General features: G+C 44.3%; 26 protein-coding genes. 21 read left to right on the top strand and 5 right to left on the bottom strand.

The genetic code is table 11. From position 1 onward, the window contains the following. Nucleotides 1–198: 198 nt before the first annotated feature. Nucleotides 199–663: a RadC family protein gene (gene radC / locus AC121Z_RS09820; RefSeq protein WP_498123859.1), complete on the top strand. Its 465-nt coding sequence runs from the start codon at nt 199–201 to the stop codon at nt 661–663. A gap of 128 nt (nt 664–791) precedes the next feature. Continuing rightward, the gene (locus AC121Z_RS09815; protein WP_498123858.1) at nt 792–1,352 is read left to right on the top strand and encodes a tyrosine-type recombinase/integrase; all 561 of its coding nucleotides are present in this window, start codon (nt 792–794) and stop codon (nt 1,350–1,352) included. Here the strand turns inward: AC121Z_RS09815 and AC121Z_RS09810 are convergent. Continuing rightward, entirely contained in the window at nt 1,333–2,022 is a 690-nt protein-coding gene (locus tag AC121Z_RS09810) for an inovirus Gp2 family protein (protein ID WP_498123857.1), read from the bottom strand. The genes AC121Z_RS09815 and AC121Z_RS09810 overlap by 20 nt on opposite strands. Before the next feature lie 340 nt (nt 2,023–2,362). On the opposite strand from AC121Z_RS09810, the gene AC121Z_RS09805 reads away from it, so the two are divergent. The 7 genes from AC121Z_RS09805 to AC121Z_RS09775 all read left to right on the top strand — a co-directional run bounded on the left by AC121Z_RS09805 (nt 2,363) and on the right by AC121Z_RS09775 (nt 8,570). Beyond that, nucleotides 2,363–3,727 carry a hypothetical protein gene (locus AC121Z_RS09805; RefSeq protein WP_498123856.1) on the top strand — a complete coding sequence of 455 codons (1,365 nt, stop codon included), beginning with the start codon at nt 2,363–2,365 and terminating at the stop codon, nt 3,725–3,727. Between the two features lie 149 nt (nt 3,728–3,876). Continuing rightward, on the top strand, nt 3,877–4,296 hold the full coding sequence (locus AC121Z_RS09800) for a hypothetical protein (protein ID WP_498123855.1): 420 nt from the start codon (nt 3,877–3,879) through the stop codon (nt 4,294–4,296). A gap of 79 nt (nt 4,297–4,375) precedes the next feature. After that, the gene (locus tag AC121Z_RS09795) at nt 4,376–5,827 is read left to right on the top strand and encodes a YfjI family protein (RefSeq protein ID WP_498123854.1); all 1,452 of its coding nucleotides are present in this window, start codon (nt 4,376–4,378) and stop codon (nt 5,825–5,827) included. A gap of 590 nt (nt 5,828–6,417) precedes the next feature. Continuing rightward, complete coding sequence (locus tag AC121Z_RS09790) at nt 6,418–6,915, top strand: hypothetical protein (protein ID WP_498123853.1); 498 nt, start codon at nt 6,418–6,420, stop codon at nt 6,913–6,915. Nucleotides 6,916–6,925: 10 nt separating this feature from the next. Beyond that, complete coding sequence (locus AC121Z_RS09785; protein ID WP_498123852.1) at nt 6,926–7,069, top strand: hypothetical protein; 144 nt, start codon at nt 6,926–6,928, stop codon at nt 7,067–7,069. Between the two features lie 115 nt (nt 7,070–7,184). Then, the gene (locus AC121Z_RS09780) at nt 7,185–7,931 is read left to right on the top strand and encodes a hypothetical protein (protein WP_498123851.1); all 747 of its coding nucleotides are present in this window, start codon (nt 7,185–7,187) and stop codon (nt 7,929–7,931) included. Nucleotides 7,932–8,021: 90 nt separating this feature from the next. Further along, nucleotides 8,022–8,570: a hypothetical protein gene (locus AC121Z_RS09775; protein ID WP_498123850.1), complete on the top strand. Its 549-nt coding sequence runs from the start codon at nt 8,022–8,024 to the stop codon at nt 8,568–8,570. A 192-nt stretch (nt 8,571–8,762) separates the two neighbouring features. Here AC121Z_RS09775 and AC121Z_RS09770 read toward each other — a convergent pair whose 3' ends face one another. Then, nucleotides 8,763–9,503 carry a TrmH family RNA methyltransferase gene (locus tag AC121Z_RS09770; RefSeq protein ID WP_498123849.1) on the bottom strand — a complete coding sequence of 247 codons (741 nt, stop codon included), beginning with the start codon at nt 9,501–9,503 and terminating at the stop codon, nt 8,763–8,765. A gap of 95 nt (nt 9,504–9,598) precedes the next feature. Here AC121Z_RS09770 and rlmE point away from each other — a divergent pair, with 95 nt between their 5' ends. Continuing rightward, nucleotides 9,599–10,219, top strand: coding sequence for a 23S rRNA (uridine(2552)-2'-O)-methyltransferase RlmE (gene rlmE, locus AC121Z_RS09765; RefSeq protein ID WP_498123848.1), 621 nt, complete (start codon nt 9,599–9,601; stop codon nt 10,217–10,219). On the opposite strand, the gene fdxA is transcribed toward rlmE, so the two are convergent. Next, complete coding sequence (gene fdxA, locus AC121Z_RS09760) at nt 10,216–10,539, bottom strand: ferredoxin FdxA (RefSeq protein ID WP_498123847.1); 324 nt, start codon at nt 10,537–10,539, stop codon at nt 10,216–10,218. The genes rlmE and fdxA overlap by 4 nt on opposite strands. A 181-nt stretch (nt 10,540–10,720) precedes the next feature. Here fdxA and AC121Z_RS09755 point away from each other — a divergent pair, with 181 nt between their 5' ends. Then, entirely contained in the window at nt 10,721–12,343 is a 1,623-nt protein-coding gene (locus AC121Z_RS09755; RefSeq protein WP_498123846.1) for an NAD(P)/FAD-dependent oxidoreductase, read from the top strand. 13 nt (nt 12,344–12,356) lie between these two features. Here the strand turns inward: AC121Z_RS09755 and ylqF are convergent, their stop codons facing one another. Continuing rightward, complete coding sequence (gene ylqF / locus AC121Z_RS09750) at nt 12,357–13,361, bottom strand: ribosome biogenesis GTPase YlqF (RefSeq protein ID WP_498123845.1); 1,005 nt, start codon at nt 13,359–13,361, stop codon at nt 12,357–12,359. 183 nt (nt 13,362–13,544) lie between these two features. Between ylqF and AC121Z_RS09745 the strand changes: the two genes are divergently transcribed. From AC121Z_RS09745 to AC121Z_RS09700, 10 genes are all read left to right on the top strand, one after another. Beyond that, on the top strand, nt 13,545–14,423 hold the full coding sequence (locus AC121Z_RS09745; RefSeq protein WP_498123844.1) for a DUF2268 domain-containing putative Zn-dependent protease: 879 nt from the start codon (nt 13,545–13,547) through the stop codon (nt 14,421–14,423). A gap of 158 nt (nt 14,424–14,581) precedes the next feature. Further along, nucleotides 14,582–15,418, top strand: coding sequence for an NmrA family NAD(P)-binding protein (locus AC121Z_RS09740; RefSeq protein WP_498123843.1), 837 nt, complete (start codon nt 14,582–14,584; stop codon nt 15,416–15,418). Beyond that, nucleotides 15,415–15,855 (top strand): anthrone oxygenase family protein, encoded by a 441-nt coding sequence (locus AC121Z_RS09735; RefSeq protein WP_498123842.1) that lies wholly within the window; start codon nt 15,415–15,417, stop codon nt 15,853–15,855. The genes AC121Z_RS09740 and AC121Z_RS09735 overlap by 4 nt, the downstream gene beginning before the upstream one ends. A 317-nt stretch (nt 15,856–16,172) precedes the next feature. Next, a complete protein-coding gene (locus AC121Z_RS09730) occupies nt 16,173–17,141 on the top strand; it encodes an AraC family transcriptional regulator (protein WP_498123841.1) in 969 nt (322 codons plus the stop codon). A gap of 146 nt (nt 17,142–17,287) precedes the next feature. After that, complete coding sequence (locus tag AC121Z_RS09725; protein ID WP_498123840.1) at nt 17,288–18,571, top strand: serine hydrolase domain-containing protein; 1,284 nt, start codon at nt 17,288–17,290, stop codon at nt 18,569–18,571. 110 nt (nt 18,572–18,681) lie between these two features. Then, on the top strand, nt 18,682–19,119 hold the full coding sequence (locus AC121Z_RS09720; protein ID WP_498123839.1) for a helix-turn-helix domain-containing protein: 438 nt from the start codon (nt 18,682–18,684) through the stop codon (nt 19,117–19,119). A gap of 242 nt (nt 19,120–19,361) precedes the next feature. Further along, nucleotides 19,362–19,829, top strand: a complete 468-nt coding sequence (locus tag AC121Z_RS09715) for a hypothetical protein (RefSeq protein WP_498123838.1) — start codon at nt 19,362–19,364, stop codon at nt 19,827–19,829. 166 nt (nt 19,830–19,995) lie between these two features. Continuing rightward, complete coding sequence (locus AC121Z_RS09710; RefSeq protein WP_498123837.1) at nt 19,996–21,456, top strand: amidohydrolase family protein; 1,461 nt, start codon at nt 19,996–19,998, stop codon at nt 21,454–21,456. A gap of 47 nt (nt 21,457–21,503) precedes the next feature. Beyond that, nucleotides 21,504–22,781, top strand: coding sequence for a S41 family peptidase (locus AC121Z_RS09705; protein ID WP_498123836.1), 1,278 nt, complete (start codon nt 21,504–21,506; stop codon nt 22,779–22,781). Then, nucleotides 22,762–23,568: a glucose 1-dehydrogenase gene (locus AC121Z_RS09700; RefSeq protein WP_498123835.1), complete on the top strand. Its 807-nt coding sequence runs from the start codon at nt 22,762–22,764 to the stop codon at nt 23,566–23,568. The genes AC121Z_RS09705 and AC121Z_RS09700 overlap by 20 nt, the downstream gene beginning before the upstream one ends. Before the next feature lie 13 nt (nt 23,569–23,581). Here the strand turns inward: AC121Z_RS09700 and AC121Z_RS09695 are convergent, their stop codons facing one another. Beyond that, entirely contained in the window at nt 23,582–23,998 is a 417-nt protein-coding gene (locus tag AC121Z_RS09695; RefSeq protein ID WP_498123834.1) for a hypothetical protein, read from the bottom strand. Between the last annotated feature and the right edge of the window lie 19 nt (nt 23,999–24,017).

Raw genomic sequence — 24,017 nt, 5'->3', positions numbered from 1 at the left:
AAGAGCGCCAATGATGCCAATACCATCAACCAAACCAATACTCGAGCTTTTCATAACCGGCGTTATTGCTGGTTATAACTGGGCTAATCGAAGAGTACGATAATTAAAAGAAGGGGCCTTATGGCCCCTTATGCCGCATTCGTCATTTTTTTGGACCTACATCACCTGTTGGCATTAACATCACTTGAGGAAATGACAATGCCAATTAACTCACGTATTACCGACACCTATTCTGAAACCGATATTCTGGCCTCTGCTGCCAATATCCTGGAAGAGAAGTTTACCCAATCACCCGCGTTTAGCTCCGCAGCCGAAACAAAGTCTTTTTTGCAGTTCAAGCTCACCTCTTTGGGCCATGAGACCTTTTGCATTATGCATTTGAACTCACAGCACCACCTGATTGAGTTTGAAGAGCTTTTTAGAGGTACCATCAATGCCGCGGCGGTCTACCCGCGAGAAGTCGTTAAAACGGTTCTCGCGCACAACAGTGCAGCGGTTATCCTGGTTCATAACCATCCCTCGGGCATCGCTGAGCCCTCTCAATCTGACAAAGACATTACGCACAAACTCAAAGAGGCGCTTGCACTGATTGACGTGCCTGTATTGGACCACGTTGTTGTGGGCCGTGAGTGCGTCTCCTTTGCCGAATGCGGCTTGTTGTAGCCAGTATCTGTAATGTTCCCAAATTGCTCAAACGGGAACATTGCAGGCCTTTAAAACCAAGGGGGCAGGGCAGCGACTGCCCGTTAACTTCCCAAAATGTCCATAATTCAACAAAAGAGGAACATACCATGTCTGAAGTCTTGGCAATTAAAGACGTAGAGACCATCAAGCTGGTGAGTCTCTTGCTCAAAAAGCGCTATGGCCAGCAGATGGCCGATGTCTGGGATTTGGGCCTCAACCTGGCACTTCGCATATCAGACTTGCTCTCTATCCAGTTCTCACAAATCAGCGCCAACCGGTTAACGCTTAAAGAGGGCAAAACTGGTAAGCACGCAACCATCTTACTTAACCCCAAAGCGATGGACATCATCAACCGTATTCGTCTCGATAATCCTTACCACCTGTATGTCTTTCAGTCCTATCGCAGTCGCTATTCGCTTAATAAAACTCCGCGTCCACTTACCAGGAGAGCCGTCAGCAAAGCCTTCAAGGAAGTTGGCGATGAGCTGGGGCTGTCACTTGGGACACATAGCATGCGTAAGACGAGGGGCTTTCACCTCTACAATGCCACCAATGACCTTGCCAGAGTAATGAAGATGCTGCGCCACTCCTCTGAGGCTCACACGCTTCGTTATATTGGAATGACACAACAAGACGTTGATACGGATTTTAGGGAGCTTGTGTTGTAGCGTCTAGCAGTGCAGGAACAATTTCATAGTCCCTTGGTATCCGGGACGAGCCAAAGTTTCGGGTACCGTCGTTAATCGTCTTAGTATCAACTTTTGCAAAATAGCTTAATCTGCGGAACAAGGCTCTGAAATCCTGGGCGTTAGTCTGATTGACAAGGTTTATATTGGCATCTTGGAAACGCTTAAGCAGTTTAACGCCATTTCGCGTGAAGGTAACAAGTGACGGACTAAATACAAAAGGAGTATGAAGAAAACGTGTCTCTAGGGCACTTTGCCATGAATTAACGATTTTGCTAAACAAGGTTGATTGTTGATAGTCATAAATTCCAAGTTTTTGTTTGGCATGACCATTGAGAAACAAACAGAAGTGGTAGTGTGGTTTTCCCTCTTCTAAGCTTTCTCTTCCTACCTCCCTTACCCAGACAAAATGCAGTCCGGGTGGATTAGCATGCTTACCATACAGTATTTTTTTTTGGTATTCGTAGTCGAGCTTTGCATTTAGCGACTTAAAGAATCGAGTAATGACTTCAGTATCTTGATAGTCATATCCATCAGGCATATGCAATATACCTTGAATAGTCAGTACTTTAGAATACAGTTGTTGAGTGTAATTGAGGATTTCATATATCCTGGTGAGGATACTGTTATAGCTTCCTCTTTGAAACTTCATGATCCTATATGTGCACCATGTATTACTTTTAACAATATCGTATGACATGATAATTACCTAATGGTTGGTTAGTGTCATACATAGGGAATAAAATACGAGTAGAATCCCTTTTACCTGAGTAAATTGGATGCGATTCGGAGCGGGAACTCGCCTTTTAGAGAGGGTTTGCAGGCTAGTCTTGTGAAAAAAACCTATTCGAAGATTATTTTTGAGCTTGCCTTTTTTTGGGGAGAATTAAGTTTGGCTCTCACTGGTTTTTGTTAAATCAGATATATCGAATATGATTGTCTCTTGGAGCATCTTGCTATCGAGTGACACAGCCATCAAAAATGGAGTAGAGATGGGTAGCGTTCTAAAGATATTTAAATTGTCTGACTTGCTTGCTGATGTTACTGAAGATTATGTTCTTCAGGTTGCTTTGGCCGAGGAGATTTTGAGCTTCCCAAACAGCGACTACCATGTCACGTTTATTTTTCCGGGCTTAGACTACTCGGCAGTGCAATACGATAAAGACTCAGTTCACATGGAAGCCGTGGGCGAGGATGAAAGTAATCTACAATTCATTAAGTTAAAGCAAAACGTAGGCTCCGGTGTTTTATCGTTATGTTCACGTTACTGTGCAGATTTTTTTTCTATAGATGCCGCCCATCTTCAAAGAGTTCTCGATGGCTCAGGTGAGAAAGTCTGGTTCAACGGCGCTTATAATGCGGTATCTAAGCAACGTGACAGGTTGTTTGTTGATATTAATTCTATTTCGGATAATGAGATTATTCGTCTCACATCAAAAGCAGTAAGTGTTACCAATAGTCTAATCGAAACCGGTATTGATCCATCACTCAACATCCTTGATGCGTTTATTGCCGTTCGGCCTCGGCGCAACGATGCAGAGTGTATTAGTGACCTTAAACAGATCCGGCAGGCTATTGGCATCGATGATGAGGTTCCCTTGGCCGTGCGGGAAAGCAAGCTTTCATACCCCAACAACGATGTAAATGGCTTTATTCGGTTAGGTTATTTGAGCGCTGTTTATGACCAGTTCTGGACTGATTGTGCATTTACAAGTGATTTTGCTTCGGATAGCACGAGTAAGGTCGAAAACAAAGTTTATGATTCAGTAGAATTTAAAAACTTAAGTTTGCGTCAAGCAGTTGTCACTGAAATCAAAAAAAGAAAAGAGCTTTCGATTAACGAATTTTTGAGGTTATTTTCAAACGAAGCGCTCGGTGACAAAGACAAGCTTCCGGCAGGTGCCAACCTAGAAAAAATAAACAGCGTTAGAAAGAGACTAAAGCTATCTCGAGATGGTTGGAGTGGCGGTAAAGAATGCTCTGAATACGCAACAAAAATGATAATGCCCGTTTTTGAGGCTCGTTCAGATAGACGGATTATCAGAGCGTTGGTTTTACATTATCCTTTAAAGCTCTACCTGTTGCATCACGTAGCTGCTTTCTTTTGGGAGGGTGAAACGCCAGATAGTTCCAGTTCCCATCCAACAAATAAAAAAGTCCAAACATTACTTTTGGCTTTTACCCGTAAAGCTGCGAATTGCATGAATAATGAACAAGCTTCTTTGTTCGCTAAGTTTTTGGAGCGTTTTCCCGAGTTGCGTAACGTACCAAACATCCGCCTTACAGAACAAGAAACTCATTACGGAGCCATGTTGATCAGACCAATTTGGGCCTATGCAAAAAACAAAAAGACTTAACCTGTCAATAGGGTCCATTTAAAAAATGCTATGATGATACTTTAATGTACCGTCTCGTTTAACACCCCATTACTTTCTATTGTACCTCGTGACCATGCACAACGATGTGCGCGGATCATCGTGTTAATTTTTATATTGAGGAAACTACAATGGATAATATCGGTCGAAACGAGCCCGAATATGTTTTTAAGAAAGTTAGTGATTATAGGGTGAGAGTTCAACGCAAACCTTTAAACAAGAATAGTCCAATCACTCCAAAGCCAATGTCATCGAGTTTTACAAAGAATCTCGAAAATCATTCTTTATGTCTCCCACCTTCTAATTCTGAAGTAGTAGGGGGACATGATTTACATGAAATCATTCGAGCAAAGGATACGCCAAAATATATCGGTGTTAGTAAGAGCACGTATCACAACTATCGCAATAGTAGTTCCAAGTATTTTGACTCAAGCTTTCCGGCGCTTATTGCGATCTCTCGACATTGCAAGGGGCATCTGAAACACGAATTAAATGCGTGGTTGGATTGCAAGAAAGTAAAGTTTGAAGAGAAAGGGGGCGTCAATGGTTAACTATGGAACCGATTTCAAACCACCCGTCTTATCCCCACATTTGACCCCCTCTCGCCGACATCGAACGTCTGGACAAAACTTGCCTTACCGCAATATCTACAACTTACCGACGAGAAAATTTTATGATGCAGTTGTTCAGTTGAGTAAAAATCTTGGCACTAACTATGACATGACAATGTTAGTTGCTTTAGCCTTTATCGCTCTTTGTTGTCAGGGTATGGCTAAGGTAAAAAAACCAAGAGGAGGTTTAACACCATTATCTCTAATGATTTTAATATTAGCTTCCTCTGGGGCCAGAAAAAGCCCCTTGGTTAAAGCATTGTTTCGAGTGATCAAGGAGCTACAAAAGGAACTTAATGAGGAATACATTGAAAAGATTAGAAATTTCGAATTTGAGTATGAATTATGGAAGGAAACTACGCGGGAGTTGAGAGCAAAAGTTCGTTCTACTATCAAGAATGACGGCTGTATGTCTGAAATAGAAGCCGAGCTTCGAACCCACCTCAGAAACGAGCCCAAAAAACCTCTTAAACCAAAATTTCTTTACGAAGATATTACTGGTCCAGGTTTGTGGAAAGCCATGAAAGAAAGTGCAAGAAGTGCGGCTGTGGTTACGTCTGAAGCCAGTGCAGCTCTTGATAAATGGCTTCTGCAAGACCTTTGCAATTTCAATACTGCGAATGACGGCGATACCATCGATATTGCGCGAGCTGGTGAGGGGGCTTTTGAAATTCCTGCAATACTGACGTTTTTGCTTATGCTCCAACCTGAATTGTTTGACAAGTTTCAGGATAAAAAAGGTGGTGATTTAAGGGACCTTGGTTCATTTGCAAGATTTTTAATCTGTCAGGCCGAATCATTAGCGGGTTGTCGTTTCGATGACGGTGCCACTCAATGTGAGCATTTTCTGCAAATCTTCCAAAAGCGGGGAAGAGAGTTGATGCTTAAATCATATCGCGTAATGTGCGGCAACGAGAAAGCTGTGGAGATCGATTTTGAACCAGAAGCAAAGCGAATTTGGATTGAAATTTACAATGATATTGAGATGAAGCAACAGCGTGGTGGCGAATTCGAAGAAATGCGCGATCACGCATCAAAATTAATGGATATCATTTCTAGAATAGCTGGTTGTTTACATTTATTCGAAGGGTATAAAGGAGGAATTTCATCACAGACATTACACTGCGCCAAAGAAATCTGTTTTTATTGCGCGGACTACTATAAGTCCCAATTTGTGCGTCCGTCAGAGTCTATAAGGGATGCGATCTACATCAACAATCTAATTAACAGGGAATTGCGTGCTGAAAACGTTAGATGGATTAAAAGTTCGGATCTTCGAAGCTCCATGGGTATAAAAGGACTTAGGAGGGCCTTAAGATACAAACCAGCTCTTTACCAGCTGAAGGCTGAAGGACTTATTGCCGAATGGCATCAGAAGATCCCTGGTCGAAGGACAATCGTGTGGATAGATGTTTTTCCAAAAAACCCGCTTTATACTCCAGATTCTCAGGGAGAGTGGTATCGAGTCTGACTCAGCTGCACTTGTTAGAACCAGTGCTCTTTTTGCTTTTAAAGCAAAAAGAGCATTCTTTTTACTTATCTTCAAAGCACATTTACTTGATGTAATTAATCTCGCTGTCTGTATTGTTGTTGAAAAAATCCAATGTGTTAATCTATATAAGGAAAAAACAAGCGACAGACATTCAAATATTTGTTTTGACCTTTATGCTTAGTGCCAGAAGCTGTCGGTCACAAGCTGGCATTTAAACGGCTGAACGATAAGTATTTCAGACATATATATACTTCTAAAATGGATGCCATTTAATTCCTATGTGATCGTAATCTGTTCAATGCTTTTAGACGCCAGCTTAGGAATGCAAAGCTGAAATAATTTTGTTCTGACTGTTATAAACAGATGTTTGCATCTATATTCATGAAAACGACCCGATAGCGCATTATTGTCCGCAATGATATCTTCGAAATTGTTTTGCATCCGTTGTATTCATTGACTTTCAGGAACTTGTTAATCGTGGCACTATGGATAAAAACGAGCAAACGCTCGGTAGAAAAACGCTTAACTTGCGCACTATTAAATTTTAGCTTTACTCACGAAGGAATGAGATGAGTCAATATCAACAGAAATACTGGAGCCTTCTAAGAGAATTAAAGACTCACGTGATCTATTTGCACAATTACGCTGCGAAGTCAGAGTGGTGGGATAAGGCAATAAATATATTTCTGGCTATAACGTCCTCTTCAAGCATTGCCGCGTGGGCAATTTGGCAGCAGTATCAAATTGTATGGGCCATAATTATTGCATTGTCTCAAGTGATTACAGCGGTAAAGCAGTTTCTTCCATTCAGGCAAAGGCTAAAACCAATCAGTGATTTAAATGATCAGATTCAGGAAATATCTCTTGAGTGTGAAAGGCATTGGTTTGCTGTTGCAGAGGGAGAGCTATCCGAGAAAGAAATTCATGATCTTTATATCAGCCTCAGAGATAAATCTTTAAAAGCAGAGAAAAAGGCCCTGAAAGATATAGTATTACCTAAAAACAGCAAGATTTTGGCTCGGGCTGAAAGAGAAGCCGACTTATATCTATCCAATACCTACCACTAAGGTGAATTTAATGTCAGATGAAAACAAATCAATATCAGGTGGTCAAAAAACAGAGTTTAAAGACAATGGCCGAGGATTACCCACAACCGGCACTAAAACACCTATGCCGCAAGTGAAGCCGCCAAAGCTCACAGAATCAAACAAGAAAAGCTAACAAACGGCTGCACCGGACATATTTTCGCCGTCACCTTTTGTGCAAAAACACGCACAAAAGCCGCTACCAAAAATTTGCTCGGTGAGCCGAGCGTTAACTGTACAAGGTAGTCGACATGGGAAGTCTAGATTCTTGGTCTGTTGAGTTCGAGAAAATTGGTTGGTTTATTCCTCCTTATGTGACCATGGGGCAAATGGAAGAAATACTAAGAAGAAATTTCGAAAATCCGAACGGCCTCACTCAATCAGATTTAGAAGTGATATTAGCGGAGATATACTCACCGTCTAATATGGCAAATCTCTATATAGAAAAGTACTCATCCACGCCTTTTATAAAAGACTATATGAAAATCCTAGGTGATGGGCTAGAAGCCCATTTTCTTGGCTTGCATTATGCGGCAGTAGCAACTTTGATTCCCGTTGTGGAGGGGGTTTCTAGGCGGCTGGCCGAGAAGAGGTGTGTAGAGCATAAATACATAAAGCAAACAATAAAAAACCTATGTGAAAGCTGTAAAACAGAAGTTAATAGTAAAAAACTGGGAGCGTATGAAGAAGTAGAGTCAACGATTGATTCATTCGAGCAGTTCGCAACAGAGAAACTGTATGCCGACTCCGCCCAGTATCCACATGACGACAATACTAACAGGCACGGAATTACACATGCTGCGTATGCTGACGCAGACTACGGAAAGCCAATTAACTTCTATAAAATCGTTGCAGCGATTAATTCGCTTTGCTTTTTGTCCGCAATTGATTCAGGGTTATCGTGGTTTCCACCAGAAGGAAGTGAGCTGGGTATGAAGAAGTCTTGGTATTATTCGATCTGCCAAAAGATAGCAGCAATTAGAGAGCAAAACAGTTAAGAAGCGCAGGCACGGTGACGGCTTTTTCGTTGCAGCTGTGCCTACACTATAAAGCCGCGCGTGCTGCAGGCGTTATTTTCGGAGTGTTTGGTGAGAACTGATATATCTCGTTACCTTTATCATTGGGTAAAAGCCGATACTGAAGAGTTGGCAATTGATATTCTGTGCAAAATTATAGAAAGTAGACAGTTATTAGGCGGTCATGGATTCATAAAAGGTAAACACAAGTGTATTTGTTTCACCGAAACACCGATGAATCAATTTCATAGAGAAGAATATAGGTACAAAAAGTTTGGAGTCCGGTTTGAGAAAAACTATATCTTCTCGCGTGGAGGAAGACCTGTTATCTATCAACCAAAATGCGACTACGAACTACTTCCTAACTCTCTAAAATGGAGGCATGTCACATTTGAACCACCGAAAATTGATTTTACATGGGAGAGAGAGTGGCGTATTGAGTCTGAGCGTCTAGAAATTGCTCCAGAAGAAGTAACCTTTATTGTGCCTCATGATGGTTTTGGGCAATGTCTAAGCACAACCTATTACTCGAAGGAATATCGAGAGGTTGTATATGCAGTACCAGAAGAGGAACCACCATCTTATTTATTACCAAAAAACTATAAGTTTATGGTGATTTGAACCTTCTGAAAGTAGCTTACTGTACATTCTAAGTTGGTAACACAGTTAGTAATATTGGTGTTTATGTCGGCTAATAAAAACTAATAAATACAGCTATATGTGCATTCTGTTCGAGTCAGGGTAGACGCACCAATTTTCCTCAGCTTTGCAGTCAGTAATAACACTGATTTTTATATTCTGTTTACTCTCAAATTAAATGGAGAGTTGATACGCACAAATACCCACAGAGCTGGCGAGATTAAGCGAGTCTATCACTCCATTTCCAGCGATAGTAAAGGGCTTTGCATTAAATTGAGTCAGCGCTTGATGCGGCACGCCGCGAGCCTCATTGCCAAAAAGATAGCACTCAAATTCAGCAAACCGAGGGGTGTTGATGGCAGTGCCTTGGAGGTCCAAATAGGCAAACGTAGTAAAACGATTCGGCAGTGTTTCCAGCGCCACATCCAACTCAATGGGCAAACTAAATATTGCGCCCATACTGGCGCGCACCACTTTTGAATTGTAGGGATCCACGCTGTTAGGGCTAAGCAGCAATTTAAATCCACCAAACCACGCCAATGTGCGGATGATAGTGCCTAGATTGCCAGGATCCTGCACTTCGTGCAGATAAATGCAGCGTTTTGCTTGTGTCGCAGAGAGTTTGGTATTTGCGCTCGGTAGTGGAACCCTAGCAATCATCCCTTGTGGTGTTTTGGTGTCACTAAGCTGGGCCATTTGCTTGTCGCTGACCACTGCTAATTCAAACCCAGCCGTAAGTTGTTTGGCCCATGCTTCGTTTGACTCAGTCACATAGAGAGTGATTGCACGAGCGGCGGTGGCGTCTGAAAATGCTTTTTGCAATTCCAATATGAGGTGTTCACCCTCGACCAGATAATAGCCAAATTGCGAGCGATACTTTTTCTGATGCAGTTTTTTGACATCGTCAAGCTTCATAGGGGAGAGCCCGTTAAACAGTGCGAGGTTTGTAATTCGAGCATGTGAGTATACAATATTTGCCGTTTTAGCGATACCAATAGAAGACGCACCCCATGGCCCGATCAAAGACCAGTAAAAAATGGCTGGATGAGCACGTTAACGACCCATATGTTAAAAGAGCGCAGATGGATGGGTATCGCTCGCGTGCCAGCTACAAACTCATCGAAATCAATGAAAAAGATAAATTGTACCGTCCGGGCTCTGTGGTTATGGACTTGGGCTCTGCGCCGGGTGGATGGTCACAAATCGTTGCGCCTGTAGTCGGTGAGTCAGGGCGTGTGATCGCGTCTGATATTTTGCCGATGGATTCAATTATCGGTGTTACGTTCATACAAGGCGACTTTACTGAAGAAGCGGTATATGAGGAAATTCTTCAAGCCCTTGATGGTAGTCCGGTGGATACGGTGATTTCCGATATGGCGCCAAACTTAAGTGGAGTGAAAAGTACCGATCAATACACGTCAATGTATTTGGTTGAGTTGGCGCTGGATATGGCGCGAAACGTGTTAAAGCCGGGGGGGAGTTTCTGCGCCAAAGTGTTTCAAGGTGTGGGCTACGATGAATACGTAAAAGACGTACAACGCTCGTTTGATAAGGTTATCGTACGTAAACCCGCCGCCTCACGGCCTCGCTCGCGTGAAGTGTATTTGGTGGGTAAAGGTTTTCGTGCCTAACGCTCGAGCAACGGCAGTTTGTTCGCTACGCCGTTCCATTCATCAGCATCGGCAGGTGGTGCCTTCAATTCATTGATGTTAGGCCATTGTTGGCAAAGTTCTGCATTAATCGCCAAATAGGGCTCTTGCCCGGGGGGCAGCGCATTATCTTGAAAAATCGCTTCGGCTGGACATTCCGGTACACACAGTGCGCAATCGATACAAATGGCCGGATCAATGGCTAAAAAGTTCGGACCTTCAAAAAAAGCATCGACAGGACATACCGCGACACAATCGGTGTATTTGCATTTAATACAATTATCGGTGACTACAAAGGTCATGTTAAGAGAACAGGGTGGTTGCGTGAATATGCCGCATAGTGTAATCCAGCCCAGTTAAAACACAAGTTGCTGTGGTTTCCCAACGCGCAAAAAGCTTAGTTTAGCTACCTAATTGAGGGTATCTGATTTACACTACGCGTCTTTGAAAGGTGCTATCCATTCTCTTAATGAGTAAGTCAACATGTTGCGTTTAACCGATATCCAATTACCCCTCGATCACGCTGATTCAGCGCTGGAACAAGCAGTATTAAGCAAGCTTAACATTCCAGCGAGTCAATTGTTGTCATTGCATGTTTTCAGACGTGGTTATGACGCGCGCAACAAGCGAGACATCAAGCTGATTTATACGTTGGATATCGACGTCGTAGGGGAAGATGCGCTGTTACACAAATTTTCCCCTCAGCAAGGGGTGCGTCAAACGCCTGATATGGAATATAAGTTTGTTGCTCAAGCCCCTGATGATTTAAATGAGCGACCCGTAGTTGTGGGCCTCGGACCCTGTGGGTTATTTGCGGCACTTATTCTGGCGCAAATGGGATTTAAGCCGATCGTATTGGAGCGCGGCAAAGCGGTGCGTGAGCGTACAAAGGATACCTTTGGTTTTTGGCGCAAGCAGCCACTTAATCCGGAATCTAATGTGCAGTTTGGTGAAGGTGGTGCTGGTACCTTTTCTGACGGTAAGCTGTACAGTCAAGTTAAGGATCCCAAGCACTATGGTCGCAAAGTGTTGCATGAGTTTGTTGCCGCCGGAGCGCCTGAAGAAATAATGTATGTCAGTAAACCCCATATTGGCACCTTTAAGTTGGTTAATATGGTGGAAAAAATGCGTCAGCAGATTTTGGACTTAGGGGGTGAGATCCGTTTCAGCACCCGCGTAGAAAAGCTCGATTTGGACAGCGAGGAAGACCAGCATAAAGTCAAAGGCCTGCATCTTTCTAACGGTGACTATTTACCTTGTAAGCATGTGATTTTAGCGGTTGGACATAGCGCACGTGACACCTTCCAAGCGTTGTATGAGCAGGGTGTTTATATTGAAGCTAAGCCTTTTTCGATTGGTTTTCGCATAGAACATGAACAAAGTATGATTGACCGCTGTCGGTTTGGCGATAACGCGGGTAATCCGATCCTTGGTGCGGCAGATTATAAACTGGTGCATCACTGTAAAAATGGGCGCTCAGTGTATAGTTTTTGTATGTGTCCCGGTGGCACTGTGGTTGCCGCTGCATCGGAGCCAGGCCGGGTAGTGACCAATGGTATGAGCCAATATTCACGCCACGAACGCAATGCTAACAGTGCAATAGTCGTGGGTATAGAACCCGAAAAAGACTACCCCGGGCATCCGCTTGCCGGAATTGCATTGCAACGAGAGTTGGAAGAGTTAGCATTTAAAGCTGGTGGGGAAAATTATCATGCCCCCGCACAATTAATCGGGGACTTCCTGCAGGGCAAGCCGAGTGTCGAATTAGGCGAAGTACAGCCTTCCTATACTCCGGGTATTACGCTCACGGATTTAAGTAAGGTCGTGCCTGACTTTGTAACCGAAGCGATTCGCGAGGCTATTCCAGCGTTTGATCGGCAAATCAAAGGTTTTGCTAAAGCCGAAGGTTTGTTGACTGGCGTGGAAACACGCACCTCATCGCCAGTGTGCATTAAGCGGGGCAATGATTACCAAAGCATTAACGTTGCAGGGCTTTATCCCGCTGGCGAGGGGGCTGGTTATGCCGGCGGCATTTGGTCTGCTGGGATTGACGGTATTCGAGTCGCCGAAGCCGTAGCGCTGTCTTTAGTGGCAAGCCGAGCTTAGTCGATAGCCATCATCAGCCGCGATTCTGCTTCATGCGCCGACTTTGCTCGGCGCGTTTCTCAGTGCGTTTTTCTTTACGTTCTTGTTTGTCTGGCGTTGCTGAGCCGTCTTTGAAGCGCTGCTTGCGCTTGGCTTTGTCAGCCGCTTTTTTTGCAGCGGTTGCAGCTATTTCAAGTTTTTCTTGAGCGAGCATTTCTGGGGTTTCAAGGCTGATCCGACCAAGTTTTCCTGACTGCAATTCGGTCAGTAAAATTTCACAAATCTTGTGCAGATTCACTTTGCCGCCACTCATAATAGCACCGCGCTTTTTGGCGGCAGCCTCAAGAAATGCGATTTCGGTGTCGGGCAGTTCATCCAGCTTATAGTTCTGTTGCATCAGCTCAGGATAGGCTTTGATCAAGTAGTCGGCAGCAAAAAAGCCGACGTCGTCAAATTCCATCGCAGTGTTTTTAACCGCCCCTGATGATGCCAGCCGATAAATTGAGTTGGGATTTTCCAGCTTCGGCCACAACACGCCGGGTGTGTCGTGTAAAACGATACCATTGTCTAGGCGAATACGTTGTTGAGCTTTGGTTACCGCGGGTTCATTGCCAGTCTTGGCGATTACACGACCGGCTAAGATGTTGATTAAGGTAGATTTGCCAACATTCGGAATACCCGTGATCATTGCATTGATGGCTTTTACCGATGCGTCTTTATCAGCACAGATCCGGCGGATAACTTGCATAATCTGTTTGCTCTCGGCCGGTTTGTCGCTTGAGGTCGTAATCGTGGTGACGCCGCGTTCGCTTTCTAACTGCGCTTGCCAGCGAGCGGTGATTTCTGGGTCGGCTAAGTCGTACTTGTTCAAGATCTTGAGGCAAGGTTTGTCGCCACGGATTTTTGCAATTTCAGGGTTTTCGCTGGAATAGGGAATGCGCGCATCTAACACCTCGATAAGGATGTCTACTTGACCGAGATTTTCTTTAATTTCTTTAAGGGCTTTATGCATATGCCCCGGAAACCACTGTAACGCCACTTGAAATGCCTTTTCACCAGATTAAAACCCTATTGTACTGGATTTCCGGAAAAATTTTTCAATTCAATTGGTCGAGCTACTACGTGTACTATTTGCAATGCTTCTTGAACGGAACGGCAAGAATTATTTAACGGGACGAGTAGGGTGAAGGTTTTAACTTTGTGCCAGACTTATGGGGGAAATATGAAAATCCTACTACCACTTTTACCGTGTTTGTTCAGCTTATTAACGACTATGCAAGTGACTGCCAATGATGCCATTGATACATCGGCGGTGACTAAACTATTGGCGTTAAAACAATCATCAACAGCCTTGACTGTTCCTGCCTTGGAACAGCAACTCTTAGCAGATGATGCGGGTGGCCTAACTATGCTGCGAGGTCGATTTCAGGATGCAGGGAATCTGCAAAAATTCTATGCATCACTGAAAGAACATGATTGGCGAGCAGTTCAACAATGTGCGTTGTTATTGAGGGAGCTTGAACCCGAGTTCAACCGTTTGAAAGCTCAGTTAAGTAAATTAACCGATGTACCGCTAGCCGATGCTAAGGCATTTGGTGTTATTGCTAGCGGAAACACAGCAGCTACAGCATCGCCCCAAAATATTGTTCTCGGTTTAGAAATGATCTGCACGCCGACCAAAGAAGCGGCTCAGACCAAACGAGAACTGCACAACTACTTAGCTCATGAACTTGTGCATGTCATTCAATATCGCCTCACTAGAAGAACCGATCTCCGGTTTAACCTATTAGAAATATCGCTATTGGAGGGGAGCGCTGATTACATTGCGTCAATGCTCCTAGACGAGCAGTATGTTCTGGATGATGCGCGCAAAACCTATGGCGATAAAGCACGCAATGAACTGCTATCTTCATTTGCAAGAACGATGATGTCATATGACTACACTCCCTGGCTTTATACGCCGCTTGGGGATAAACCAATGGATATGGGCTACTGGGTTGGAGCTACGCTGGCAGAGGCGTTTATCAACAACGGGGGAACCTTGGTAGAGCTATTAACCCTTGATGATGCTCAAGCCATTTACGCCAAAGCGGGCATATGAACGTTTTTAAATTGGGGCTTACGCCCCTTTTATTTGCAAATACCCTGCGTATTCGACACATTGGAACGATGTGCAAACTAAACCATACGCTGAGTAAATTTTAACCACTCGTTTCTCGCTATAGTCTTCCTATCTTAACAGCGAAGAGTAACAGCAACATGAAACACAATTTAAGCAAATTCTTGGTTATTGGTGCGTCAGGTAAAACGGGCGCGCGAGTCTATAACAAACTGTCTGCAATGGGTTTGAATGTCAAAGGTGCAAGTCGCGATGGCGAGATCTATTTTGACTGGCAACAACCGGAAACATGGGCCTCCGCTCTACTCGATATTGACTCAGTTTACTTAACCTACTATCCCGATCTTGCGATACCAGAAGCGCCAGCAGATATTGCTAAATTCTGTGCGTTGGCAAAAATCAAAGGTATTAAGCACATTACACTATTGTCTGGTCGAGGCGAGCCTGCCGCACAGGTGTGTGAAGACATTGTGCAAACATCGGGGCTAAGCTGGACAGTAGTTAGAGCCAGTTGGTTCAACCAGAATTTCAGCGAAGGCATGTTTCGCGAATTCATCGACGCGCAAACAATTGCGCTTCCCGTTGGCGCAGTGACCGAGCCTTTTATCGATGTGGATGATATTAGTGATGTTGTAGTCGCGTCGCTGTTGGATCAAACAAAGCACAATGGCAATCTGTATGAGGTTACCGGCCCAGAGCTACTCAGTTTCGGGCAACTCGCCGATACGTTCACTGCAGTACTTAAACGACCGATTACATTTATGCAGATATCCCAGAAAGCCTTTGTTACCGAAATGCAACAAAACGGGGTTGATCCCAAAGCGATCGAAATGCTGACGTATTTATTTACTGAAGTACTTGATGGTCGCAACGAGTATGTAGCTGATGGTGTAGAAAGAGCGTTAGGTCGACCCGCCAAGTCATTTCGGGATTTTGTCGCGGATCATGCCGATGTTTTTAGTGGAGAGTTGCAATGAGCGGACTTACTTTGATTGCGATAGTTGAAGCATTGCTTCAACTATCGATGATCCTAATGATCGGTCTCTATTTTGTTTTCAGTAATACGATTATGCGTGTTTTATCGCAACGCCAAGATGGTGCAGGCGTAATGATTGACATTAATCAGCAGATCCTTAATCCAATATTTTTGGTGGTATTTGGTATTTCCGGTCTGGCAGGACTGTACTTGTTTTTCTCTCAGTCAGGCATTCTGGCATTTGCCGGTAGTGTGTTTTTCGTAGGAACCACATTGGTGACCATGTTCTTTAATGTTCCTTTGAATAACAAACTGCAAGATGCTGCGCCCGATTGTCAGCCTATCGTATGGCAGTCTTATCTTAAGCGTTGGGTATTTTGGAATCATATTAGAACAGGTTGCGCACTGTGCTCAGGTTTCCTGCTTGTGCTTGCTTAATCTGCATATTAATTGAAATGTTAATTAGAAAAAGAAGAAAGCACTGATTGAATCTCTGTAGGGAGAAATTAAGCTGTAATGGTTAGACAGTGTTCTCTTCAATGTGCAGAAATTTATGTTGTCGGAGTGTGCTTGTTTGTCTGCTTTGGTCGCAACACGGTAAAACAGCGTTATATATGATAAAGGGTTACGGCTCGAACTGCAGACATATATTTAACGACGCATCTTGTTGCGGAGGGGGTCTGGTTTTTGCTCGAATTAATGCTAGTCTGTCAATATAAGGATATTCGCAAGCAATCATACGGGCCCACTTATCCATGAGTTTTGACTATAAGAATAGACTAAACGATGCTATCCGCGATGAGCCCATCGGCAAGCTACTTGATAGTTTGCGTATGGAAAGTGCCTTTTTCACCCAATCGACTTTACGTATGCCATGGGCAATGAGCATGCCACCTATGAGTAACTGTATGATGTTTCATCTTGTCGTACAGGGGCAGGCCATTTTTCGTATTGGCAACGATAAGGTTGAACTCAATACCGGAGACTTTATTCTTTTCCCCAAAGGCGAGGGGCATACGCTAGATGACGGCGCTTGCACCTCGTTTACACCACTTGGTGAACTGCCGATAAAAGCCATTACTGAACGCTATGAGACTTTGGATTTTGGTGGCAATGGTGCGCAAACCTCAATGGTATGCGGTGTGTTACTGTTTCAGCATCCGCTAGCCATTAAACTACTGGGGATCTTGCCCTCTCACATTGTACTGCGTCAGGATAGAAACACTTCGATCAGCGTTGTTGAGAATATTAGTGGCCTACTCGAAGCTGAAACAAAAGCGATCGGCATTGGTGCTGAGGCCGTTATAGCGCGTTTGGCTGATATAATGGTGATCACTGCAATGCGTCAATACTTGCTTGAACTTAGTGATGATAAAATAGGCTGGCTTGGCGCCTTAGAGGATGACCGCATAGGCAATGCATTAAAGGTCATTCATGAAGCGCCTGAGCATCATTGGTCCTTGGATGAGCTGGCGCAGAAGGTCGGTATGTCAAGAACAAGCTTTGCACAGCAGTTTAAGCGTTTAGTCGGTAACACACCCATGGAATACCTGACTGAATGGCGGATGTCGTTAGCCTATTCAAAGTTACAGTTGTCCAAAGACTCGATACTCGCGATCGCGCTAGATATCGGGTATCAATCTGAAGCTGCATTCTCTCGAGCGTTCAAGAAAATCATTGGGCAAAGCCCGAATGAAATACGCAAGGCATATCAGGCGTCTTAACCTGCTTACCAATCAAAGTAAGTTCTCATTAATTCGGTTTTTCTCGGCGTAACCGTACGTTCTGCAATAATATTCGGACACTGTATCAAGGCTCCTTTGTCCTAACGCATATACTTTTCATTCGCAATCTAAAGCGGAGTATCAAAATGAAAAAAGTATTGATTTCGTTGGTAGTCATTATTCTTCTGGCTGGCAGTTGGGGGGCTTTGTGGTTCACTGCACTCATGGAAGGTTGGTTGTTAACGCCTTGGAGTGAGCCGGATGATACGCCAACGTTTCTGCAGCGCCTGCAGGCGGAAGTGAATGAGCAATATGCCGGTAATGCAGTTTATGCTGTGATAGAGCAGGGCGAATTAGCCGCCATGCATTTTGTATCAGTTGGCAAACCCGTTAACCACCATTCAATTTTTGGTGTTGCTTCAGTGAGTAAATGGGTGACTGCCATGGCAGTCATGCGATTGGTTGAAAAAGGGACGCTTGACTTAGACGCGCCAGTATCGAATTACACTAAACGTTGGCAGCTACCCAACAGTGAATTCAATAACGAAGAAGTTACACTGCGCCGATTATTAAGCCATACAGCCGGCATCGAGGATGGCTTAGGTCACAATGGATTTGCCCCTACCGAACCTGTTCAGCCGTTAACGGAACACTTAACCCGGGCGGCTGACGCAGACCCTGGAGTCAGTGCCCGCGTTATCGTCACTCAGCCGCCGGGTGACAGATGGGAATATTCAGGCGGCAGCTACAATTTAGTTCAATTAATTATCGAGGATGTGACTCAGCAAAGCTTTCAGGAAGCCATGGCTGAATTAGTGTTTGAACCTCTAGGGTTGGTCAATACCTATTTTCAGGTGAAGCGCGAAGACCCATTGCTAGCCGAGTATTTTGGCGCAGATGAGCACCTTCTTGAATATCCTAATTACACCTCGTTAGCCGCCACAGGTTTATATACCAATCTGCGCGAAATGCACGAGCTCTTGCTAGCTAACATGCGTAGTGGCGAGTTGCACAGTCAATCACCTGCCTTACTCAGCAATGCAAGTTTGCAACAAATGCAGCAACCTGAGGCATATGTCAGCGGTCAGCCCATTTGGGGAGTAGGGGCAATGTTGTTTGCGCCTACTGAAGCAGGGTTTATCACTGGGCACGGTGGCAAGTCACCTTATCTAAACGCTACCGTTCGCTTCGACCCTGCAACAGGGGATGGATTTATCATGTTTCAGAGCGGAAATGATGAAGCGTTTGCATCGAATATGGCAACGCAATGGACTCTTTGGAAGACAGGTAAGCCAGATATTTATCTGATTAACAATCGAATAGGCGATGTTATTCGCGATATTGCGGTTGGAACATTCATTATAGTTTTGCTCGTGCTCGCTTTGGGCATATCGAGTGCTAAGCGACATAAAGCGCACTCTACAATTTGAATTTGCAGGAAACGGCTAAATTTTCACCACTGTCATAGCAGTGGCATAAAGAAGTCGTCACCGACAGGGTGTCTACTGACATAAAAAACACACAACAGAGGAGGAATCTAATGCTAGTTAAGAAACTAAGAGAACAGAAGCAGTGGTCACAGGAGCAACTAGCGACTATGGCTGGGCTTAGTTTGCGCACAATACAGCGGGTTGAAGCTGGCAATTCTGCCAGCCAAGAAACCATCAAGTCATTAGCCTCTGTTTTTGACATTGAAACATCTAGATTAACAGAGAGAATTAAAGTGATAGATAAAAAATCGGAAGATTGGCAAAGAGTGCCATTATGGGTTTCATGTGGCCTATTAGGTTTCAACGAGAGAAATCAGGCGCTAGTAAGTATTGTATTACTGCTTGTGTGTGGGATTGCATTCTTTCTATACGGTGGGTGGGGAGAGCCAGCAGACAAATCTGCGTTGCTTTGGTTTAGTTTGTATCTTCTTGCAACGGGCTGGTTTTTCGCCGCTGTGAGGTGGGTTGACAGCAAAAGCTTGTGGTAGTTATGCCAATTACTTGAAGGGGTAACGCAATCGGTAACACGGGCTACAGGCCGACGGTACTAGGTTAAAATCTCGCCCGTACTCATCGTCGGCCAGTTTTGTGCAAGGTTCAATTCAGTTTAAAAGCTATCCATGAAAATTACACATGGGTACTTGCAAAAAAAGCATTCAGCTGCAATTTATTCACCTTTTCTTCACCCTTTATTAGCTACGGTAATTCTTTTTAAGAATTTTGGTGCGTTATGACGAATAGATACCTCTATGGCTTACTCTTTGTGCTTTTCCCAGCCTTGGCCAATGCGAATGAGATTGGATTCAGCCTGAGTAGTGGTTGGCCTTTCCTGCTTAATCCATCGATATCAATCAAGCATCAAAAGATTGAATATTATGCAAACTACAAAATTGGACTAGATGATGGATTCTCCCTTGGGGCGGAAGCCCAATTGGGGTTGCATACATTCGGTATGTTTGTGGGAGCAATAGGCACAAGAAAGACCCGAGTATCCTGTGAGATCAATGCAACATGTCAAGCATGGAACATAATGATTACTGATCAGAAGACAACGCAAGGCGTCGGAATATCCTATGAATATCGCTTTTTACCTTATCGAAAAGGGTGGGCGTTGCGACTCGAGACAGGGTATGGGCAAGAATCTCGCAATAATACCAAACGCGTAGATGCAAATGTTCAAGTGGTTTATCACTTTTAATATTAAACGGGTGCTTTGCATTACTTCGAAGGGAACTATGGGATGAGCTCGACAGTGTTGTTGCGGCACAATTTTGTGACTCCCCGCTAACCGTTACTTGTTTACAACTACCTATACTTATAGCGGCATTTAAGTATCGTTGGCTATATTAATTAAAGGCTTGTTTATGAAATTTACTGCGAGAGTTCCAACAAAACTGACTTCCCGAATTATTCGCATACTTGTCGGGTTACTGTTACTCATTGCCCTTACGCTCAGTGTAATTTACGGTCTGTTTCGCTTCGCGCAAGTTGCCCATGATAGGGTCAGTAGAGGCGATGTTCACGAAGAATGGATATTGAGCAATGTCAATATAGTGGGAGTGAACGATGAATTTGATGTGCTCAAAGGGCAAGACATTTTCATTAGGCAGGGGGTTATCGAGGCCATAAGGCCCCATTCGCCATTAGCACAAGGTATTCATGTGGTTAATGCGAGCGGTCTATTTGTTTCCCCGGGCATCATCGATGCCCATGTTCACGTTGAAGATAGCGCTTACCTTGGTTTAGCACTCAGTTACGGAGTAACCACTGTACGGGGAATGAGAGGCAACAGCACACAGCTACGCTGGCGTAACGAAATCAACCAAGGTGATTGGTTAGGCAGTCGCTTCTTGGTTGCTTCACCCATAATAAGTGGCCAAAGCGGTGACCCGTTTCATCGCACAGTTACTAACCCCGAGCAGCTTGACCCACTGGTGAGAAGCTTTGCCCAAGACGGTTATGATCTAATTAAATTATACGCAACGGTTAACGCTGACACTTTTGATCAACTGGTAAAAAGTGCCAATCAATATGCGCTTCCGATAGCGAAGCATGGTCCTTATCCAGCAGCGGATAAAGGTGCAGAATCATTAAAAAGCATGCAATCCTTAGAACATATTGAAGACATTTATGCGAAATTACTCAATTACAGTATTGCCGATGCTGCACAAATGGATGCGACCTTTGATGAATTAGCTCACTTGGATATACCGATCGTAACCACACTAGCGGTTTTCGCTGAGCTTTCTGAGATAAGTCTTAACAAGTACGAATACCTTGAAACTCTTCCTCTTGAATATATGAGTGATGCCCATCGGCAATTAAGTTGGTTGTTTGGTGTTGAACGCTGGCTTGCCGCCTCTGAAGCACTGGCTCAGCGAAACACTCAGGATCTTGCTCATCTTAAATTCATTGTGGCAGAACTCCACAAGCGCGGTGTTCCTTTAGTTGTAGGCTCAGATTCGGGTGCACTTGTAGGACAGTCCGGTGCAGCAACACATCATGAAATTCAGCTATTGATAGACAGTGGTCTATCCCCCAAAGCTGCACTTACCGCAGCCACAGTAAGTGCAGCTAATATGCTGGGACTCGGTGATGAGATCGGAGTGATCAGTCCTGGATATGTTGCGGATCTAGTTTTAACTACGCAGAATCCACTGCAGGATATCAATGCGCTGACTCACCCGCATGCGGTAGTCTATCAAGGTCAATATCTAGATAACACTGCATTGCATGCGCTGCGGGAAAATTCGAAACAGACGTTACCTGTGTGGTTAGGATATCCGTTGATCCTGTGGCACTCGTTGGAAAATATTTTATGGTAATGATACGTATACACTCTTCAAGAACAGGGCAAATTAAGCATAAATTAATGAATGCCGGCGTTGCATTCGTTTTACTCGTATTGCCATTCATTAGCACAGCTGCCTCTCTGAACACGGCTCATTGGGAAGAGGATTTGCGAGTATACGCAAACGAGTTGCGTGCTCGCCATATCAATCTATTTCACCAGATAAGCGAGGAAGATTTTTCCGCTCACTTGCAGAATATAAAGCATGCGCTTCCGCATTTGGACCGTTGGCAGGTGATCATTGAACTGATGCGTTTGACTCGGCGAGTCGGTGACGGGCATACAGCAGTCCCTTTGTGGGGGGAATCATCGCTGATGTTACCTGTGAAGTTTGAGCCTGTAGCAGCAAAGTATATTGTCACAGCAGCATCGCCCACTTTTTCAGGATTGCTGGGAATGGAATTAACAGCAATCAACAATACAGGAATCAATGAGCTCAATAGCACGTTATCTGCGCTAGTTCCCTTTGTTGAAAACGAAAACTCTGCAACCGTCAGAATTGCACATGCACTTTCGAATGTCTCAATACTGATGGGAATAGGAGCCATACCCTCGCAATCAAGTATTGAACTCAGTCTATTAAATCTGCAAGGCAACCGAAAACGTGTAACTTTGCCGGTTCGTGATAAGCCTGCATACGAAAAAATAGTTTGGCAGGAGCTGGGGGAAAGCTTCCCTCTCGATTATTTTACGCATTTGCAGCACCTATCGATTAACGAGACGATCGATGTTGGATTTGATTCCAAGAGCAAAACCGCATACCTGAGCATAAAAACTTATCCTAGTTTCGAGGACATGCTGCTCTTTAGCGAAGCTTTGACGCGTTTTTTACAGGAACAGGCAAGCCGCCACATTATTATCGATTTACGTGATTCTTACGGTGGTGATTTATATATGGGCATGCTACTCGCTTCATTTTTGAATCAATTAGATTCGGTTGCTTGGGAAGAGGGCGTTTTTGTGCTCACCAGCAAAAAGACTTTTTCTGCCGCAATGGTCAATGCAAGGCAATTCTGGCGGCTTTTGAATGCACAAATAGTTGGACAGCCTACCGGCGCAAGGCCTAATGGTTATCAAGACATGGGCAGTTTTACCTTGCCACATAGTGGCCTTTTAATTACGTATTCCAAACGACGTTTTCGCATTGAAGATGAAGTAAACAATGCTGTTACTCCCGATCGACTGATCAATCCTACGTTACAGGACGTCATAAACGGACATGACCGCGTCATTGATGCCGTGATGACAACAATCAACTTAAACACTAAACGGAGAGAGCATGCAACGATTACACAATAAAGTCGCACTAATAACGGGCGCTGCTCAGGGCATAGGACAAGCCATTGCGGAACAGTTTGTGCGCGAGGGTGCGACCGTAATTATTTCAGATATTAACGATAATCTGGGCGAGCATACCGCTACTGCACTCGGAGGAAACACGTTATATAAACACCTTGATGTTAGCTCTGAGAGTGATTGGCAGGCTATTACGGCGGCTATAGCGCAGCAGTTTCAGCGGCTCGATGTACTGGTAAATAATGCAGGCATTACCGGTTTCTTGGAGACGCAAGGGCTGCATGATCCTGAACACATAACACTGGATAGCTGGCGTAAGGTTCACGCAGTTAACATTGAAGGGGTTATGCTGGGATGTAAGTATGGCATCGGGTTGATGAAGTCAGCGCAATCCGGCAGCATTATCAATATCTCTTCACGTTCTGGGTTGGTTGGCATACCGGCAGCAACGGCTTATGCTTCCAGTAAAGCGGCAGTGAGAAATCATACTAAGTCGGTGGCGTTATATTGTGCGCAGCAGCATTACGCGATCAGGTGTAACTCTATCCACCCTGGCGCAATACTGACTCCTATGTGGGACGCCATGCTGGGCAAGGGAGAAATGAGAAAGAAGGCAATTGATGCTATTGCCGCAGACATTCCGTTAGGTCAAATGGGAACACCTGAGGATGTTGCTTATGCTGCGCTTTATCTTGCCAGCGATGAAGCCAAGTATGTGACTGGCATAGAATTAAATGTGGATGGTGGTATTTTGGCTGGCAGTGCAGCTGCACCCGAGCCGAATGAGTGATGAGTGCTGTTGTCTAAGTTTTTCGCTGCTTTTCTATCCAGATAGTAGGGCAGGCAAATCCGTAACGGTACAGGCCAATCAAAGCAGGCAATGTGATGAGCAGTCCAAAGTTGAGAAAAAGTAATGCTTGAAGGTGGCTAGGATTGGCTATGACAACCAGATAGACCATCAATAAACTGGCACTTCCCCAAAGCACCGCAAGGCAACCGAACACCGTTATCCAAATGCCACGTGTGAGCAGGCGTTGCTGGTTTACATAACCGTGGATTCCATATCCGATTATCACTACCATCACTAATGGTCCAAAGCGGCTCAGTAACCCGCCTGAGTGTGTCATTATTTTTTCAAGGGTATGCACGGAAGCGATGACGAACAAACAAAGTAGATACAACCAATACCAGTAGCGACGCTTTTGCTTTATTGATGTCATTTCACACCACCAAGAAATA

This window comes from Alteromonas sp. DYW1, assembly GCF_059752595.1.
Note: the sequence above shows the minus strand (reverse complement) of the source record. Positions and strands in the feature narration are given on the sequence as shown.